The following is a 16,173-nucleotide window of genomic DNA, read 5'->3' on the forward strand; positions in this document are numbered from 1 at the left end:
CGCCCTTGAAGACACACCGGGGACGTCGAGGGGGCAGGGTGTGGTGCCCAACCGGCCCGGTGCGTCTGCCCGTTCGATCAGATGTAGCCTTCCCTGAGGGCATAGGCCACCGCGTGCGCCCGGTTGCGCAGATGCAGCCGGGTGGTGAGCCCGTGCATCACGTTCTTGACGGTGCGTTCGGAGTAGGAGAGCTTGCTCGCGATCTCACCGGTGTCCATCCCCTCGGCGACGAGCCGGAGGACGTCGATCTCACGGGGCACCAGGCCGGACAGCGGCGCCCCGGGCCGGCCGGCCACGGAACGCTGCAACGTACCCACCTGGTTGATCAGCCTGCCGAGCAGATCGGCGGGCAGGTCGCCGTCGCCGCGGGAGGCCGCGAGCACGGCCTGCGACAGGCGGTGCGCGGTGGCCTCGTGGCGCCACACGATGGCCCCGACCCCGCACTCGATGACATCGAGCAGCTCGGTCTCGCGGATCAGGCTCACCACCAGGACGGCCCGCGCGCCCTCGCTGCGCACCAGGCGGCGCAGCGCGGAGAGCAGCGACTCGTCCGGAGTCTCACCGACCAGCACGGCCACCGTGCCCGGCCGTACCTCGGCGTCGTCCACCAGGTCGATGACCGGGTGCCCGCGCAGCTGGCTGAGCACTCCGGCACGGGAGAGCGGGTCGGGGGTGTGGACCACGACCGGGATGCGGCGCTGGGACTCCTGCGACTCCGCCGTGCCGGTGGCCGTGGCTGTGTCCGCGGTCCGGAATGTGCTGCGCAACCGTTTCTCCCGTATGCACGAAATCGCCGCTCCTGTGAAGGGAGTGGCCGATGGGCTCGATTCACCCTTCTGTGTGTCGAGTGCGCTGCGCAATCGTGGAGGACCACGAGATACACCACGAGATTCCCCAGGAGAAGAGCCGCGGCACTGCCACGCCGACCCCGCGACCGGTGCACCACGAGGGGCCATGCCCCGTCTACCGAAGCGGAAAACGACAGTCCACGACAGGAGGCAGTGATGTGCGCACCGGTACCGCTTCTCGAACGCGGTGAGCCCCTGGGGCTGCTGGCCGAAGAGGCCGCCCGCGCCCGGACCGGCTCCGGCCGCCTGGTGCTGCTCCGCGGGGCCACCGGCACCGGCCGCACCGCGCTCCTGGAGGCCGCCGCCGACCACGCGGCGGCGAACGGCATGCGCGTCCTGCGGGCCCGCTGCTCGCCCGAGCACACCTCCGTGCCGTACGACGCCGTATTCCAACTCCTCGCCCAGGGACCCGAGTTCGACCAGGCGGCGGGCGAGGCGCCGGACCCGCCGGGCACCCCGCCGCACCGGGGCAGGGCCGCGCGGCTGTGGCGTCTGCTGCGCTCGTACGCGGCCGAGTCCCCGCTGCTCGTCGCCGTGGACGACGTGCACTTCGCCGACGACGCCTCACGCCGCTGGCTCGTCGAGGCCGTCCGCCGGATCGACCGCCTGCCGGTGCTCCTGGTGGTCACCGAGCGCAGCCAGTACGACATCGACCCCCCGGCGGACGGCCTCGCGCACACCCTCTCGCCCGCCCTCGTCCACACCCGCACCCTGGCCCCGCTGAGCCCCGACTCCGCGGCGGAGCTGGTCCGTTCCGTCCACGGCGCCGCCCCGCCGGAATGGGTCGACGCCTGCTTACGGGCGGGCGGAGGCAACCCGCTGTTGCTGCGCACCCTGCTGGACGACCTCCGGAACGCCGAATCCGGTGCCTTCCCGGCTGCCCTTCCGGACACCTGCGCCGCGCTCTACCCCGGCACCTACTCCGCCGCGGTGTCCTGGTGGCTGGACAGCGCCGGCCCCGCGACCACCGAGGTCGCCCGCGCGCTCGCCGCGCTGGACGACGAGGACGCCCCCGTGCCGGCCGACGCCGAACTGCTCGCCCGTACGACCGGCGCCGACCCCGCCCGCGTATCCGGCTGGCTCACCGCGATGACCTGCCTCGGCCTGCTCAGCCCCGGCCCCGAAGGACGGCCCCGCTACGCCCACCCGCTGCTGCGGGACGCGGTGCTCGGCGGCTGGGCGAGCACCGCCCGGCGGGCCGCCCACCGCCGGGCCGCCGAGGCGATGCTGCACCGGGGCGACCACGCCGAGGCCGTCGCCGGACAACTGCTGCGCTGCGGCCCGGTCGGCGAGGCCTGGGCGACCGGCGCCCTGCTCGACGCCGCCGACCTCGCCGTCCGCGCCGACCGCAGCGACGACGCCCTCGCCTACCTCCGCCGCGCGCTCGACGAACCGATGCCGGCCGCCCGCCGCACCGTGGTCCTCACCGAACTGGGCTCGCTGGAGTACGCCACCGTACGGTCCACGGCCGGCATACCCCGGCTCGCCGAGGCGATGCGCCTGCCCGGCCCGCCCCGGGAACGCGTCCACGCGGCGGTGGCCCTGGGCACGGCCCTGGCCCGCCGCGGTGAGGCCCGCGCCGCCGTCGACGTCCTGCGCGGGCTGCGCGACGAACACCTGACGGGCCACCCGGACCTGATCCGCACGGTCCAGACCGCCTCCGCCCTGCTCTCCGACCACGACCAGGGCGTACGGCAGGAGGTCTACCGCTGGCTCCGCGAGACCGCCGAGCGCTCGCCCCACCTGGTCGGCACCGCCGGACAGGCCCTCCTCGTGCGCTACGAGGCGACCGCAGGCCTCACCTCGGCGGCCTCGGCGATGCACCGCATCCGCGCCCTCCTCGCCCAGCCCGCCGATCCCCTCGGCGAGGTCTTCCTGCTGGGCACCGCCGCCGCCGTCGCCCAGTGGGCCGACCAGCTCGACGAAGCCGAACGCCTCGTCCGGCGCGGCCTCACCGGCCAGCGCACCTCCCTGCTCCACCCCATGCATCTGGCCCTGCTCGACGTACGGATCGACATCGCGGCCGCCCGCGGCGCCCACGAGGAGGTCCTCGCCGACGCTGAGGTGTCGCGCGCGGCCGGCGGCCGCCCCGAGTCCGCCAACGCCCTGGCCCACGCGGTCATCGCACTCGTGGAAACCGACCGCGCGGCGGAAGCGACCCGGCTGGCCGACGCCTTCGACGTCCAACGCGCCCACGACTCCTGGGAGTTGAACCGCTTCCTCTATGCCCGGGGTCTCCTCCGCGCCGCCACCGGCGACCCGGCGGCCGCCCTCGACGACTTCCTGGAGTGCGGCCGCCGTCAGTCGGCCCGCGACGTGTCCAGTCCCATCGTCACCCCCTGGCGCACCGCCGCCGCCCAGTGCCACCTCGCCCTCGGCCGCCCCCACGAGGCCCTCGCCCTCGCCGAACAGGAACTCTCCCTCGCCACCGTCTGGAACACCCCCCGCGTCCTCGGCCGCGCCCTGAGCGTCCTGGGCACGGCGACGGGCGGCCGCCGGGGTCTGGAACTGGGGGACCGGGCGGTACGGGTCCTGCGCCAGGGTGTCGACGGGGAGCCGGATGAGGCCGCCGCCGACCACACGGCCGAGGGCGGGGTGCCGGGCGGGGCATCGGCGGCAGCGGAGGGTGCAGCGCCGGATGGGACGGCGGCGGCGGAAGCGGGCTGTCCGGCCTCGGGCGCGGGCCCTGGGACAGGAATGGGCCGGCGGGGGCCGGGCGGGGAGCCTGTGACGGGGGCGGGCGACCGGATGGCGGGCGGAGGGCCTGTGGGAGCCGCGGGTGAGCGGGTGCCGGGCGAAGAGCCCGCGACGGCCATGGACGACGGCTGGGTGCAGGGTCCAACACCTGCGAGGGTGACGGCCCTGCAGGGCTGGAAGTTGGGCGGAGGTCCCGTGAGGGCTGTCGGTGGCCGGGCGGTCGGCGGCGGTTCCGCGCCGGCGATCGGTGGCCGGGCGGCGGCGGAGACGCCGGACCCGGCCCGGATCGTGGCCGTGGCCGTGGGCGGGGAGCCGGTCGAGACGGAGTTGATTCCGGCGCTCGTCGCGCATGGGCGGGGGCTCGCCGCGGCAGGGGATCGGGCGCGGGCCCGTGACGCCTTCCGCGAGGCGGCCGAACGCGCCGAACGGCTGGGCGCGCTCCGCCTCCGCGCGGTCGCCGAGGCGGCCCTGCGCGAGGGCGGCGCCCGCCGCACGGCGACGGCTCTGACCGGCCCCTCCGCACTCACCGCCGGCGAGCGCCGCATCGCCGAACTCGCCGCGCAGAGCCGTACGAACACCGAGATAGCCCAACTCCTCCACCTCGCCCGCCGCACCGTGGAGACCCACCTGACCAGCACCTACCGCAAGCTCGGCATCCGCCGCAGATCAGAACTCGGCGCGGCCCTCGCGAACACCGGCGAAGGGGCCGGATGACAGCGCATCGGCGTGATGGAGGCGGCCGATGCGTTCCATGACCGCACAGTCCGATCTCCGAAGTCGGGGGCGAATCCCTTGAACCCGAGGCCGGGTACATGCGTAGGAGAAACCGGGAGCACCCGCGCGTACGGGCCCGTACGACATATCCGGCACATCCGAGGAGTACCCATGAGTGGCAGCCCGCGTATGAACGACTGGCTCGCGACGAGACAACCCCTCGTCCTGGGCCTGTTCCGTATCGTCCTGGGCCTGCTTTTCGCCAGTGAGGGCGCCGCCACGGTCTTCGGGGTGCTGGACCGAAAGGCGAGCCCGGTGGGCGACTGGCCGTTCTGGTACGCCGGAGTGATCGAACTGGCCTGCGGCATTCTCCTGCTCCTCGGCGTCGCGACCCGAGGCGCGGCATTCATCAGCTCGGGCATCATGGCCTTCGCCTATTTCACGGAACACCAGAAGGATGGCCTCTTCCCCCTCCAGAACGGCGGCCTCGCCCCGGTCCTCTTCTGCTGGGCCTTCCTGCTCCTGGTGTTCACCGGCCCGGGCGCCCTGGCCCTGGCAGGCTTGACCACCCGCGAAAGCGACACACGGCCCGGCGCCCACCGCGTCGGCGAGCAGTCCCCCTGAATTCATTGCCGTAGGGAAAACAACTCGGCCTCATCAGTGCGCGTCTCTCAGCACTCGATGATGTTCACCGCGAGCCCGCCGCGGGCTGTCTCCTTGTACTTGACGGACATGTCCGCGCCGGTTTCCTTCATCGTCTTGATGACCTTGTCGAGGGACACCTTGTGGGTGCCGTCGCCGCGCATCGCCATGCGGGCGGCGGTGACGGCCTTGACGGCGGCCATGCCGTTGCGTTCGATGCAGGGGATCTGGACGAGGCCGCCGACGGGGTCGCAGGTGAGGCCGAGGTTGTGTTCCATGCCGATCTCGGCGGCGTTCTCGACCTGTTCGGGGCTGCCGCCCAGGACCTCCGCCAGTGCTCCCGCGGCCATGGAGCAGGCGGAGCCGACCTCGCCCTGGCAGCCGACCTCGGCGCCGGAGATGGAGGCGTTCTCCTTGAAGAGCATGCCGATGGCGCCGGCGGCCAGCAGGAAGCGGACGACGCCGTCCTCGTCCGCGCCGGGGACGAAGTTGATGTAGTAGTGCAGGACCGCGGGGATGATGCCGGCCGCGCCGTTCGTCGGGGCTGTCACCACGCGGCCGCCGGCGGCGTTCTCCTCGTTGACCGCCATGGCGTAGAGCGTGATCCATTCCATGGCGCGGGCCAGCGGGTCGCCCTCGGCGCGGAGTTGGCGGGCCGACATGGCCGCGCGGCGGCGCACGCGCAGGCCGCCGGGCAGGATGCCCTCGCGGGACATGCCGCGCGAGACGCAGGCCTGCATGACGCGCCAGATGTCGAGGAGCCCGGAACGGATCTCGTCCTCTGTGCGCCAGGCCCGCTCGTTCTCCAGCATCAGCGCGGAGATCGACAGGCCCGTCTCCTTGGTCAGGCGCAGCAGCTCGTCGCCCGTGCGGAAGGAGTACTTGAGGGCCGTGTCGTCGAGTTTGATGCGGTCCGCGCCGACCGCGTCCTCATCGACGACGAAGCCGCCGCCGACGGAGTAGTACGTCTTCGACAACAGCTCCGCGCCCTCGGCGTCGTACGCCCAGATCGTCATGCCGTTGGCGTGGTACGGCAGCGTCTCGCGACGGTGCAGGACCAGGTCCTGGTCGAAGTCGAAGGGGATCTCGTGGTCGTCGAGGAGACGGATACGGCCCGACTCCTTGATCGACTCCACCCGGCCGTCGGCGGACTCGACGTCCACCGTGCGCGGTGAGGCGCCCTCCAGGCCCAGGAGTACGGCCTTGGGGGTGCCGTGGCCGTGGCCGGTCGCTCCCAGGGAGCCGTACAGCTCGACGCGTACCGAGGCCACGCCGGTGAGCAGTTCCTCGTTCCGCAGTCGGCGGGCGAACATCCGGGCGGCGCGCATAGGGCCGACGGTGTGGGAGCTGGACGGGCCGATGCCGATCGAGAACAGGTCGAAGACCGAGATGGCCACGGTGACTCCTCAGAACGGGGGAGGTTGTGCGGGGGATGGGGCACCGCGCTCACTGCCAGTGTGCGCGGTGCCCCCGAAAAGCGGGACCACATGCCCGTGAAGCCGGGGTTACGGGTACGGGCGGTCCCGGGCCGGGGTGCGGGTCGTGACCCCGGCCGAGGGCCCAGGGGCTACTTGCCCAGCCCCGGGTACAGCGGGTGCTTGTCCGCGAGGGCCTTGACCCGGGTCTTCAGCGTTTCCACGTCGTAGGTCGGTTTGAGTGCCTCGGCGATGACGTCGGCGACCTCGGTGAAGTCCTCGGCGGTGAAGCCGCGGGTGGCGAGGGCGGGGGTGCCGATGCGCAGGCCGGAGGTGACCATCGGGGGGCGGGGGTCGTTGGGGACGGCGTTGCGGTTGACCGTGATGCCGACCTCGTGGAGGCGGTCCTCGGCCTGCTGCCCGTCCAGTTCGGACTCGCGCAGGTCGACGAGGATCAGGTGCACGTCGGTGCCGCCGGACAGGACGTCGACCCCGGCCGCGCGGGCGTCGGCGGCGGTCAGGCGTTCGGCGAGGATCTTCGCGCCCTCGACGGTGCGGTGCTGGCGTTCCTTGAACTCCTCGCTCGCGGCCACCTTGAAGGACACGGCCTTGGCCGCGATGACGTGTTCCAGGGGGCCGCCCTGGAAGCCGGGGAAGACGGAGGAGTTGAGCTTCTTGGCGAAGGCTTTCCTGGCGAGGATGATGCCGCCGCGGGGACCGCCGAGGGTCTTGTGGGTGGTGGAGGTGACGACGTCGGCGTGCTCGACGGGGTTGGGGTGCAGTCCGGCGGCGACCAGGCCGGCGAAGTGGGCCATGTCGACCCAGAGATACGCGCCGGTCTCGTCGGCGATGCGGCGGAAGGCGGCGAAGTCGAGCTGGCGCGGGTATGCCGACCAGCCGGCGATGATCACCTTGGGGCGGTGTTCCTTGGCGAGGCGTTCCAGTTCGGCCATGTCGACGAGTCCGGTGGTGGTGTCGACGTGGTAGGCGATGACGTTGAACTGCTTGCCGGAGAAGTTCAGGCGCATGCCGTGGGTGAGGTGGCCGCCGTGGGCGAGGTCCAGGCCGAGGATGGTGTCGCCGGGCTGGGCCAGTGCGAAGAGCGCGGCCTGGTTGGCGGAGGCGCCGGAGTGGGGCTGGACGTTGGCGTATTCGGCGCCGAAGAGGTCCTTGAGGCGGTCGATGGCGATCTGTTCGGCGACGTCGACGTGTTCGCAGCCGCCGTAGTAGCGGCGGCCGGGGTAGCCCTCGGCGTATTTGTTGGTCAGTACCGAGCCCTGGGCCTCCATGACGGCGAGCGGAGCGAAGTTCTCCGAGGCGATCATTTCCAGGGTGGACTGCTGGCGGTCCAGCTCGGCGTCGACGGCGGCGGCGACATCCGGGTCCAACTCGTGCAGGGGTGTATTCAGAAGCGACATGCGTACGACCTCGTGTTCAGCCGGCGGTGTGGGCGACGTACTCGTCGGCGGAGAGCAGATCGTCCGGCTCCTCCGCGACACGTACCTTGAACAGCCAGCCACCCTCGAACGGGGCGGTGTTCACCAGCGACGGGTCGTTGACGACGTCCTCGTTGATCTCGGTGACCTCACCGGAGACCGGCGAGTACAGGTCGCTGACCGACTTCGTGGACTCCAGCTCACCGCAGGTCTCGCCCGCGGTCACCGTGGAGCCCACCTCGGGGAGCTGGGCGTAGACGACATCGCCGAGCGCGTTCGCCGCGAACTCCGTGATGCCGACCGTCGAGACGCCGTCCTCGGCGACCGACAGCCACTCGTGCTCCTTGCTGTAGCGCAGCTGCTGGGGGTTGCTCATGGCCTGAATTCTCCTGTACGCGGGGGAGTGATGATGAAGGGGGGACTGCTGAAACCGCTGTTGAGCAGCACGGATGTGCCCAGCGTCACGTCAGTCGAACGATCTCGAACGACATCGAACGACTACGAAGGTGTCACTTCTGTCGCTTGTAGAACGGCAGCGCCACGACCTCGTACGGCTCGTGGCTGCCCCGGATGTCCACGCCCACACCGGCGGTGCCGGGCGCCGAGTGCGCGGCGTCGACGTACGCCATGGCGATCGGCTTGCCCAGGGTGGGGGAGGGCGCGCCGGAGGTGACCTCGCCGATCACCTTGCCGTCGGCGACGACCGGGTACCCGGCGCGCGGCACCCGGCGGCCCTCGGCGATCAGCCCGACGAGGACGCGCGGAGGAGCCGAGGCAGCGCGCTCGGCGGCCGCCGCCAGCGCCGTACGCCCGACGAAGTCGCCCTCCTTCTCGAACTTCACGACCCGCCCGAGCCCGGCGTCGAACGGCGTCAGCGCGGTGGACAGCTCGTGCCCGTACAGCGGCATCCCCGCCTCCAGACGCAGCGTGTCCCGGCAGGACAGCCCGCAGGGCACCAGGCCGACGCCCTCGCCGGCCTTGGCCAGTGCCTGCCACAGCTCGACGGCGTGCTCCGGCTTCACGAACAGCTCGAAGCCGTCCTCACCGGTGTATCCGGTGCGCGCGATCAGCGCGGGGACCCCGGCGACCGTGCCGGGCAGACCCGCGTAGTACTTCAGGCCGTCGAGATCGGCGTCGGTCAGCGCCTTGACGATCCCCGGCGACTCGGGGCCCTGCACGGCGATCAGCGCGTACGCGGCCCGGTCGTCCCGCACCTCGGCGTCGAACCCGGCGGAACGCTCCACGAGCGCGTCCAGCACCACCTGGGCGTTGGAGGCGTTCGCGACGACCATGTAGTCCGTCTCGGCCAGCCGGTAGACGATCAGGTCGTCGAGGATGCCGCCGTCCTCGCGGCAGATCATGGTGTAGCGGGCGCGGCCGGTCTTCACGCCGCCGATGTTGCCGACCAGCGCGTAATCCAGCAGTGCGGCCGCCTGCGGGCCGGAGACGGTGATCTCACCCATGTGGGAGAGGTCGAAGAGGCCGGCCCTGGTGCGTACGGCGCTGTGCTCGTCGCGCTCGGATCCGTAGCGCAGCGGCATGTCCCAGCCCGCGAAATCGGTCATCGTCGCACCGAGCGAGCGATGCAGGGCGTCGAGCGCGGTATGGCGTGGTTCGGCGGCGGGACTACTCATGGTTCTGCTCCCAGGGCATGACGGGCGAGGTCGTTCCTCCCCATCTGTCATCGGAACCTGAGAGGTTCACCACGACCGTACGTACTGGTGGTCGCGGTTTGCACCGTGGGTGGAGCCGCCCCCCGCGGAAGAGGGGTACGGCCCGCTTTTCAGATGTGCCTCGCCCGCGCGGTATGTGGGCCTGAGAGATTCAAGGGAGGGACTTGCTCCTTCGGCGCCCCAGCGAGACTGCTGGGAGCTCTCCCGCGCGGATTCAAGCGGCCGGTATGCAGTTGGCGGGCACATCATTGCACGCATCGACCGGGCACGGCAGGGGGATCTTTCACAGGTGGGGAGGAAGAACCACAGGCGGACACAGCGGTCCGTAGCACTCTTGTGGCAGGACGAGGACTGAACCAGGAGGGATCGGGCATTACCTTTTCTTTACAGTCTGTGGGGATGGACCTCCATACCCCTGGGGAGGACGATCACGGTGAACAGGACCACGGCGTACGCGACGACGTCGGGCATCGCGATGCCCAAGCAGCCCGTCGTACCGGCCGGTGAGGCGTGCGGCCCGTTCCCGAGGGCGGTCGTCCGCGACCTCAGGGAGCGTGCCGGGCGCAGTCCCCACGGGCTCTCCTTCGGGCCGGCCGACCTGGTGGTGGTCACCGGGCTCCCGGGCAGCGGAAAGTCGACGCTGATGCGGCGGGCCGTGCCGGGAGTCCGGATCGACTCCCAGGACACGCGTGACCGCTTCGACGGGCGCTTCGCCCGCCATCTGCCGTACGCGGCCTACCGGCCGTTCGTGCGCATCGCTCACTACGCGGGGCTGCGGCGGGCGCTGCGTTCCGGGGAGGGCATCGTCGTGCACGACTGCGGGACGCAGGCGTGGGTCCGGGGGTGGCTGGCGCGGGAGGCGCGCCGCCGTGGCGGCACGCTGCATCTGCTGCTGCTCGACGTCACTCCTGGTGAGGCCCGGGACGGGCAGCGGGAGCGGGGGCGGGGAGTGTCCCGGTACGCCTTCGCCCGGCATCGGGGGGCGATGAACCGGCTGTTGCGGGCGGCGGAGAAGGGAAGGCTTCCGCAGGGGTGCGGGGCGGCGGTGTTGATCGACCGGGCCGCGGCGGACGTCTTGAAGCGGATCGACTTCGTGGGGTGAGACCCGGGGGAGCCCGGGGGCGCTGTGCGTTGCGGGCCGCGGGTCCGTCGTGGCCGGCCGCTCCCCCCCTCTCGACTTCGCTCGAGCGGGAGGGACCCCCATCGCGGCGGAGCCGCATATCGATACGGCCCCGCGCCCCTCAATGGGCGCCCCTGGTGACCCGGTGGCATTAAGGTGCAGCTACCACAGCATCACGGAGCAAAGCGGTAGGCAGCAGATGGACTTCCCGGCGGACTTTCCGGCACAGGCGCACCCCCATGGGCACGGCGGGTGGCCCGGCAACGAGCTGGAGGAGGTGCTGTCCGCGTCTCTCGGGGTGCCCACGGCGGGGGCGCGGATCGTGGAGGTGCTGGCCCGCAGTTTCGTGTGGGTGCCGCTGCCGGAGGGCGGCGATCCGCAGAGCGGTCAGCTGGATCTGCCCACGATGGAATTCGACGGGCAGGCGTACGTGCCGGTCTTCAGCTCCGAGGAGCAGTTCCGCCAGGTCGTCGGCAACCACATGTCGTACACGATCGCGCCGGCCGTCGAGTTCGCGCGTGGCCTGCCCCCGCAGATCGGCCTCGCCCTGAACCCGGACGGTGTCGTGGGCATCCCGCTGCCGCCGCCCGCCGTGGCCGAGCTGTGCCGGGCCGGACGGACCCCGCTGGACGGGTCGGCGAACGGCGCCCGGGTCCGGCTGTACGAGCCGGACTGGCAGGACGACCCGGTGGACTTCCTCGCCGCGGCCTCCGCCGAGTTCGCCGGAACGGGAGTGGTCCTCTCCGCCCGCCGCTGCCTCGCCGCCATCGAGACCGCCGACCCCGTGATGTTCATCGGTGTCGAACTGGGTTCCTGGGAAGCCGACCGCGCCCTCCCCCTGGCCGCCCTCGGCCGAGCCCTGACCAAGACCCCCGTCCCCTGGCCGGTCAACATGGTCTTCCTGGACGTGGCCCAGGACCCGGTGGGCGACTGGCTACGCGAAAAAGTACGGCCTTTTTATCAGCAGGGCTACTGACCAACACGCCCCAGAGGGGCGCGGGGAACTGCGCGACCAGCCACAACGCACCCGCACCCCGAAACGCACCACAACCGCCGAGCCCTGACCGGCTCAACCCACACACCACCTAAGCTGGTTCCTATAACCAAGGTCCAACACCGAAGGGGCGGCCAACGTGAGCGCGAGCAGCCGCATCGCCACCGGGCAGGTCGAGCACATGCTGCGCCAGGTGACGCCCGGGCGTTACGACGCCTACGAGGCGCTGCTGCGTGCCCTCGCCACCCCGTCCTCCGGCCAGATCTGGATGCTGCTGTGGCACGGCCAGGCCGGCTCCCCGGACGCGCAGTACGGGAACATGGAGGTCGACGGGTTCAACTACGCCCCGTGCGTCACCTCCGCCCAGGAGCTCTCCGCCAGTGGCTGGAACCGCAGTTACGAGGTGGTCGACGGCCTTGACGTGGCCCGCACCCTCTACCCCGACCACTACGGCCTCTGGCTCAACCCGCACGCGCCGGGCGGCGGCGTCGGCATCCCCTGGCTCGATCTGCGCCGGATCGCCACGGGCCTGGAGCGGCAGCCCGCGGGCCCGCTCCGGCTGTCGGAGCCGGCCATCGAGATCCCGCAGTTCTACGCCCTGCTGACGCAGAACGCGCACCGCACCCCGGCCGTGCGCTCGCTGCGCCGCGCCTGGGTGCAGCCCGCGCTCGGCGCGCCGTACCTGGCCATCGGCCTCGACGTGTACGACACCTCGCCGCCCGCCGTCGACTCGGTGCGCGCGATGATGCAGCAGTCCATCGGCGCGGTCCCGGACGGCCTGCCCGTCTCCACCGTCGCCATGTCCGACGAGTACGACCCGGTCGCCATGTGGCTCCGCGCCGCCGCCCGCCCCTTCTACGACCGTGAGGCCCACGCGGCCCCGGCGCAGGCCCCGGCGGCGGGCGGATACGGATATCCGGGCGGCTACTGAGCGCACGGCAGAAGCCCCCGGCCCCGGTCCGGCTCGGTAGCGAGCCATCCCGGAGCCGAGGGCCCCCTCATTGTTTTGACCGTGACGGTGGCCTTGGTGCGCCCGTGATGAGCTCCTTCATTTGTTTCCCCGTTTCCCCGTTTCCCCGTTTCCCTGTTTGCTCGTTGGCCCGTTTTTTCATTCTGTTGTGCTGCTCAACTGCTGTGGCTGCGCGCGCAGTTCGGCTGATTCGACTGGCAGAACGCGAGTGCGCAGCTCAGCCGGTTGTTCGCCGTATGGCTTCTCCCGGCGGGAAAGAAGTTGGCGACCACGGACAGCGGGGGCAACGGAATAGGGGTTCTGTTGCGAAGCAACACTCAAGCGAACCCACATGCTTGGGGAATTCACGGTGAAGGCGGCGGCGCCATGCCCTCTTCGCCTGAATTGCCATGCGCCCCAAGGGGGGCGATCGCGGGTGATCTGGACGCGCCGACCTCGTTCCGTGGCCTGAGTCACATATGACAGGGGTTCCCACCGCTCAACAGAGCGTCACGTCCGGATAGCGGAACCCTGCTGGCCACATCACGGTTGCGCATACATTCGCCGCCGGGTCTGGTGCCTGATCGCGCGACCGTTGAAGACTCCCCCAGAGCGATGGGGGGATCGGGCGAACGCGCTGTTCATACGGCGAAGTTCGGTCCCGTACTTCCCTCTCCTCCCGAACGGCTCGTTCCGACACCGGCGTCGGCACCGGCCGTGGGTACCAAGCAGTAGCAACAGAGCAAGAGAGCAGCAGTGGTGACGGACCGTACCGCAGACCCGGACGGCCGCCAGGCACAGTCGGCAACCACCGGCACGGGCAAGCACGAGGGACGATGACCGCACCCATTGAGACGACCGGATCGCAGGCCGAGGCGCAGCCCGAAGCCGTGCTGGAAGGGGTCGAGGCCAAGAAGATCGAGGGCCGTTCGCTCGGCCAGATCGCCTGGACCCGCTTCAAGCGCGACAAGGTGGCGGTCGCCGGCGGCGTCGTGGTCGTCCTCCTGATCCTGATCGCGGCCCTCTCCCGGCCGCTGCAGTCGATGCTGGGGCTCGACCCCAACGCCTTCAACCAGGATCTGATCGACCCCAACACATCCCTGCCCAAGGGCGACTTCGGCGGGATGAGCTGGGACCATCCGCTCGGTGTCGAGCCGAAGTTCGGCCGCGACATCCTCGCCCGCATCCTGGAGGGCTCCTGGGTCTCCCTGGTGGTGGCCTTCGGCGCGACGATCCTGTCCAACGTCATCGGCGTGGTGCTCGGTCTCGTCGCCGGCTACTACGGCGGGCGGGTCGACACGATCGTGAGCCGGCTGATGGACACCTTCCTGGCGTTCCCGCTGCTGCTCTTCGCCATCGCCATCTCCGCGACGCTCCAGGGCGGCGCCTTCGGTCTCGAAGGACTGCCGCTGCACATCTCGGTGCTGATCTTCGTCATCGGCTTCTTCAACTGGCCGTACATGGGGCGCATCGTGCGCGGTCAGACCCTGGCGCTGCGCGAGCGGGAGTTCATCGACGCCTCGCGGGGGATGGGGGCCGGCGGCCCTTACGTCCTCTTCAAGGAACTGCTGCCCAACCTCGTCGCGCCCATCATCGTCTACTCGACCCTGCTCATCCCGACGAACATCATCTTCGAGGCGTCGCTCAGCTTCCTCGGCGTCGGGATCCAGCCGCCGCAGGCCTCCTGGGGCGGAATGCTCAACCAGGCGGTCGACTTCTTCGAGGTCGACCCCCAGTACATGATCGTTCCCGGCCTCGCGATCTTCATCACGGTGCTGGCCTTCAACCTCCTCGGTGACGGCCTCCGGGACGCCCTCGACCCCCGCAGCCGCTGACGTCCGCGACCGCGGCCCGGTTGTGGCCCGAAGTCCCACTCAACTGTCCAACTACGAAGGGGAAACCGACCATCATGCGAAGGTCAGCAATGGCCGCTGTCGCGGTTGTCAGCAGCGCCGGTCTGCTGCTGTCCGCCTGCAGCAAGGCGGAAGACGGTACGGACACCCCCAAGGGCGCAGGCGCCAACGCCGCGACCAAGGGTGTCGTGAACGAGTCCACGGAGAAGGGCGGCACGCTCACCTACGCCAGCTCCGACGCCCCCGAGTCCCTCGACCCGGGCAACATGTACTACGCGTACGGCTTCAACTTCAGCCGCCTCTACGCGCGTCCGCTCATGACGTTCAAGCCCGGCGCGGGCGAGGCGGGCAACGAGCTCGTCCCGGACCTGGCCGAGAGCAAGGGCACGCCCAGCGCCGACAGCAAGACCTGGACGTACAAGATCCGACAGGGCGTCAAGTTCGAGGACGGCACCGCCGTCACCTCGAAGGACGTCAAGTACGCGGTCGAGCGCTCGAACTTCGCGCGTGACGTGCTCTCCTCGGGCCCCAACTACTTCCAGCAGCTGCTGGACGGCGGGGACAAGTACAAGGGCCCGTACAAGGACAAGAACGAGGCGGGCATCGCGTCCATCGAGACGCCGGACGACAGCACCATCGTCTTCAAGCTCAACAAGCCCTTCGCCGACTTCGACTACCTGGCGAGCATGCCGCAGACGGCCCCGGTGCCCCGGGCCAAGGACACCGGCGTCGACTACACCAAGAAGGTCGTCTCCACCGGCTCGTACAAGTTCGAGAAGTACGAGGAGGGCAAGCAGATCGTCCTCACCCGCAACCCGGAGTGGGACGCCAAGACGGACCCGCTGCGCAAGCAGTACCCGGACAAGATCGTGGTGAACCTGAAGGTCAACAAGGCCACCATCGACAAGGACGTCATGGCCGGCGACACCATGATCGACATCCAGGGCACCGGTGTCGACGCCCAGACCCAGGCCCAGGTCCTGAAGGACAAGGACCAGATGGCCAACACGGACAACGCGCTCGGCGGCCGTCTCGTCTACACGGCGATCAACACCAAGGTCGCGCCGTTCGACAACGTCGACTGCCGCAAGGCCGTGCAGTACGCGATCGACAAGGTCGCCGTGCAGACCGCCATGGGCGGCCCGATCCGCGGTGACATCGCCTCCACCGTCCTGCCCACCGACGTCTCGGGCTACGAGAAGGCCGACACGTACGCCACCCCGGACAGCAAGGGTGACGCCACCAAGGCCAAGGAGCACCTGAAGGCCTGTGGCAAGGAGGGCGGCTTCAAGACCTCCATCTCCGCCCGCACCGACCGTCAGGGCGAGGTCGACGCGGCCACCGCGATCGTCGAGGCGCTGAAGAAGATCGGCATCGAGGCCGACATCAAGCAGTACCCGTCGGGCAAGTACTTCTCCGACTACGCGGGTGTGCCGGCGTTCAACAAGAAGAACAACATCGGCCTCATCATGATGCAGTGGGGTGCCGACTGGCCCACCGGCTACGGTTTCCTGCAGCAGATCGTGCACGGCAAGGCCATCGGCGAGTCGGGTAACACCAACCTGTCCGAGCTGGACGACCCCGCCATCAACAAGCTGCTGGACGACGCGATCGGCAACACCGACGAGGCCGCCCGCACCGCCGCGTACACCGAGGTCGACAAGAAGGTCATGGAGCAGGCCGCCATCGTCCCGCTGACCTACTTCAAGGTGCTGCTGTACCGCTCGCCGTACGCCACCAACCTGGTGTCGTCCTCGGCCTTCAGCGGTCAGTACGACTACCTCAACGTCGGTACCACGAAAAAGAAGTAGCCCCGGAAGGCAGGTGAAGGC

General features: G+C 70.4%; 12 protein-coding genes and 2 riboswitches. Of the genes, 7 read left to right on the forward strand and 5 right to left on the reverse strand.

Annotated elements, in window-relative coordinates; all coding sequences use genetic code 11:
- Window positions 1-77 precede the first annotated feature (77 nt).
- Window positions 78-767, reverse strand: coding sequence for a helix-turn-helix transcriptional regulator (locus JIX55_RS35050; RefSeq protein WP_443046600.1), 690 nt, complete (start codon window positions 765-767; stop codon window positions 78-80).
- Between the two features lie 237 nt (window positions 768-1,004).
- On the opposite strand from JIX55_RS35050, the gene JIX55_RS35055 reads away from it, so the two are divergent.
- Both JIX55_RS35055 and JIX55_RS35060 read left to right on the forward strand, forming a co-directional pair.
- Window positions 1,005-4,259, forward strand: coding sequence for a helix-turn-helix transcriptional regulator (locus JIX55_RS35055; protein WP_257567238.1), 3,255 nt, complete (start codon window positions 1,005-1,007; stop codon window positions 4,257-4,259).
- A gap of 171 nt (window positions 4,260-4,430) precedes the next feature.
- Window positions 4,431-4,883 (forward strand): DoxX family protein, encoded by a 453-nt coding sequence (locus tag JIX55_RS35060; protein WP_257567239.1) that lies wholly within the window; start codon window positions 4,431-4,433, stop codon window positions 4,881-4,883.
- 47 nt (window positions 4,884-4,930) lie between these two features.
- Here the strand turns inward: JIX55_RS35060 and JIX55_RS35065 are convergent, their stop codons facing one another.
- The 4 genes from JIX55_RS35065 to gcvT all read right to left on the reverse strand — a co-directional run bounded on the left by JIX55_RS35065 (window position 4,931) and on the right by gcvT (window position 9,386).
- A complete protein-coding gene (locus JIX55_RS35065) occupies window positions 4,931-6,298 on the reverse strand; it encodes an L-serine ammonia-lyase (RefSeq protein ID WP_257562767.1) in 1,368 nt (455 codons plus the stop codon).
- Between the two features lie 170 nt (window positions 6,299-6,468).
- Window positions 6,469-7,734, reverse strand: a complete 1,266-nt coding sequence (gene glyA, locus JIX55_RS35070) for a serine hydroxymethyltransferase (protein ID WP_257567240.1) — start codon at window positions 7,732-7,734, stop codon at window positions 6,469-6,471.
- 16 nt (window positions 7,735-7,750) lie between these two features.
- Window positions 7,751-8,128 (reverse strand): glycine cleavage system protein GcvH, encoded by a 378-nt coding sequence (gene gcvH / locus JIX55_RS35075; protein ID WP_257540344.1) that lies wholly within the window; start codon window positions 8,126-8,128, stop codon window positions 7,751-7,753.
- 133 nt (window positions 8,129-8,261) lie between these two features.
- Window positions 8,262-9,386: a glycine cleavage system aminomethyltransferase GcvT gene (gene gcvT, locus JIX55_RS35080; RefSeq protein WP_257567241.1), complete on the reverse strand. Its 1,125-nt coding sequence runs from the start codon at window positions 9,384-9,386 to the stop codon at window positions 8,262-8,264.
- 34 nt (window positions 9,387-9,420) lie between these two features.
- Window positions 9,421-9,545, reverse strand: a riboswitch (glycine riboswitch).
- A riboswitch (glycine riboswitch) is annotated at window positions 9,546-9,642 on the reverse strand.
- 216 nt (window positions 9,643-9,858) lie between these two features.
- Here gcvT and JIX55_RS35085 point away from each other — a divergent pair.
- The 5 genes from JIX55_RS35085 (at window position 9,859) to JIX55_RS35105 (ending at window position 16,152) form a co-directional block, all read left to right on the forward strand.
- Window positions 9,859-10,527, forward strand: coding sequence for an ATP-binding protein (locus JIX55_RS35085; protein ID WP_257567242.1), 669 nt, complete (start codon window positions 9,859-9,861; stop codon window positions 10,525-10,527).
- Between the two features lie 217 nt (window positions 10,528-10,744).
- Window positions 10,745-11,521 (forward strand): enhanced serine sensitivity protein SseB, encoded by a 777-nt coding sequence (locus JIX55_RS35090; protein ID WP_257567243.1) that lies wholly within the window; start codon window positions 10,745-10,747, stop codon window positions 11,519-11,521.
- Between the two features lie 157 nt (window positions 11,522-11,678).
- Window positions 11,679-12,470, forward strand: coding sequence for an enhanced serine sensitivity protein SseB C-terminal domain-containing protein (locus JIX55_RS35095; protein WP_257567244.1), 792 nt, complete (start codon window positions 11,679-11,681; stop codon window positions 12,468-12,470).
- Between the two features lie 854 nt (window positions 12,471-13,324).
- A complete protein-coding gene (locus tag JIX55_RS35100; RefSeq protein ID WP_257567245.1) occupies window positions 13,325-14,323 on the forward strand; it encodes an ABC transporter permease in 999 nt (332 codons plus the stop codon).
- 74 nt (window positions 14,324-14,397) lie between these two features.
- Window positions 14,398-16,152, forward strand: a complete 1,755-nt coding sequence (locus JIX55_RS35105) for an ABC transporter substrate-binding protein (protein ID WP_257567246.1) — start codon at window positions 14,398-14,400, stop codon at window positions 16,150-16,152.
- Window positions 16,153-16,173 lie beyond the last annotated feature (21 nt).

It is taken from the genome of Streptomyces sp. DSM 40750 (genome assembly GCF_024612035.1).
In the GTDB taxonomy this organism is placed as follows: domain Bacteria; phylum Actinomycetota; class Actinomycetes; order Streptomycetales; family Streptomycetaceae; genus Streptomyces.

Excerpts from the sequence above, each read along its gene's own strand:
- JIX55_RS35055 (WP_257567238.1), top strand. The coding sequence starts at position 1,005 with ATGTGCGCACCGGTACCGCTTCTCGAACGCGGTGAGCCCCTGGGGCTG.
- JIX55_RS35060 (WP_257567239.1), top strand. The coding sequence starts at position 4,431 with ATGAGTGGCAGCCCGCGTATGAACGACTGGCTCGCGACGAGACAACCC.
- glyA (WP_257567240.1), bottom strand. The coding sequence starts at position 7,734 with ATGTCGCTTCTGAATACACCCCTGCACGAGTTGGACCCGGATGTCGCC.
- gcvH (WP_257540344.1), bottom strand. The coding sequence starts at position 8,128 with ATGAGCAACCCCCAGCAGCTGCGCTACAGCAAGGAGCACGAGTGGCTG.
- gcvT (WP_257567241.1), bottom strand. The coding sequence starts at position 9,386 with ATGAGTAGTCCCGCCGCCGAACCACGCCATACCGCGCTCGACGCCCTG.
- JIX55_RS35090 (WP_257567243.1), top strand. The coding sequence starts at position 10,745 with ATGGACTTCCCGGCGGACTTTCCGGCACAGGCGCACCCCCATGGGCAC.
- JIX55_RS35100 (WP_257567245.1), top strand. The coding sequence starts at position 13,325 with ATGACCGCACCCATTGAGACGACCGGATCGCAGGCCGAGGCGCAGCCC.
- JIX55_RS35105 (WP_257567246.1), top strand. The coding sequence starts at position 14,398 with ATGCGAAGGTCAGCAATGGCCGCTGTCGCGGTTGTCAGCAGCGCCGGT.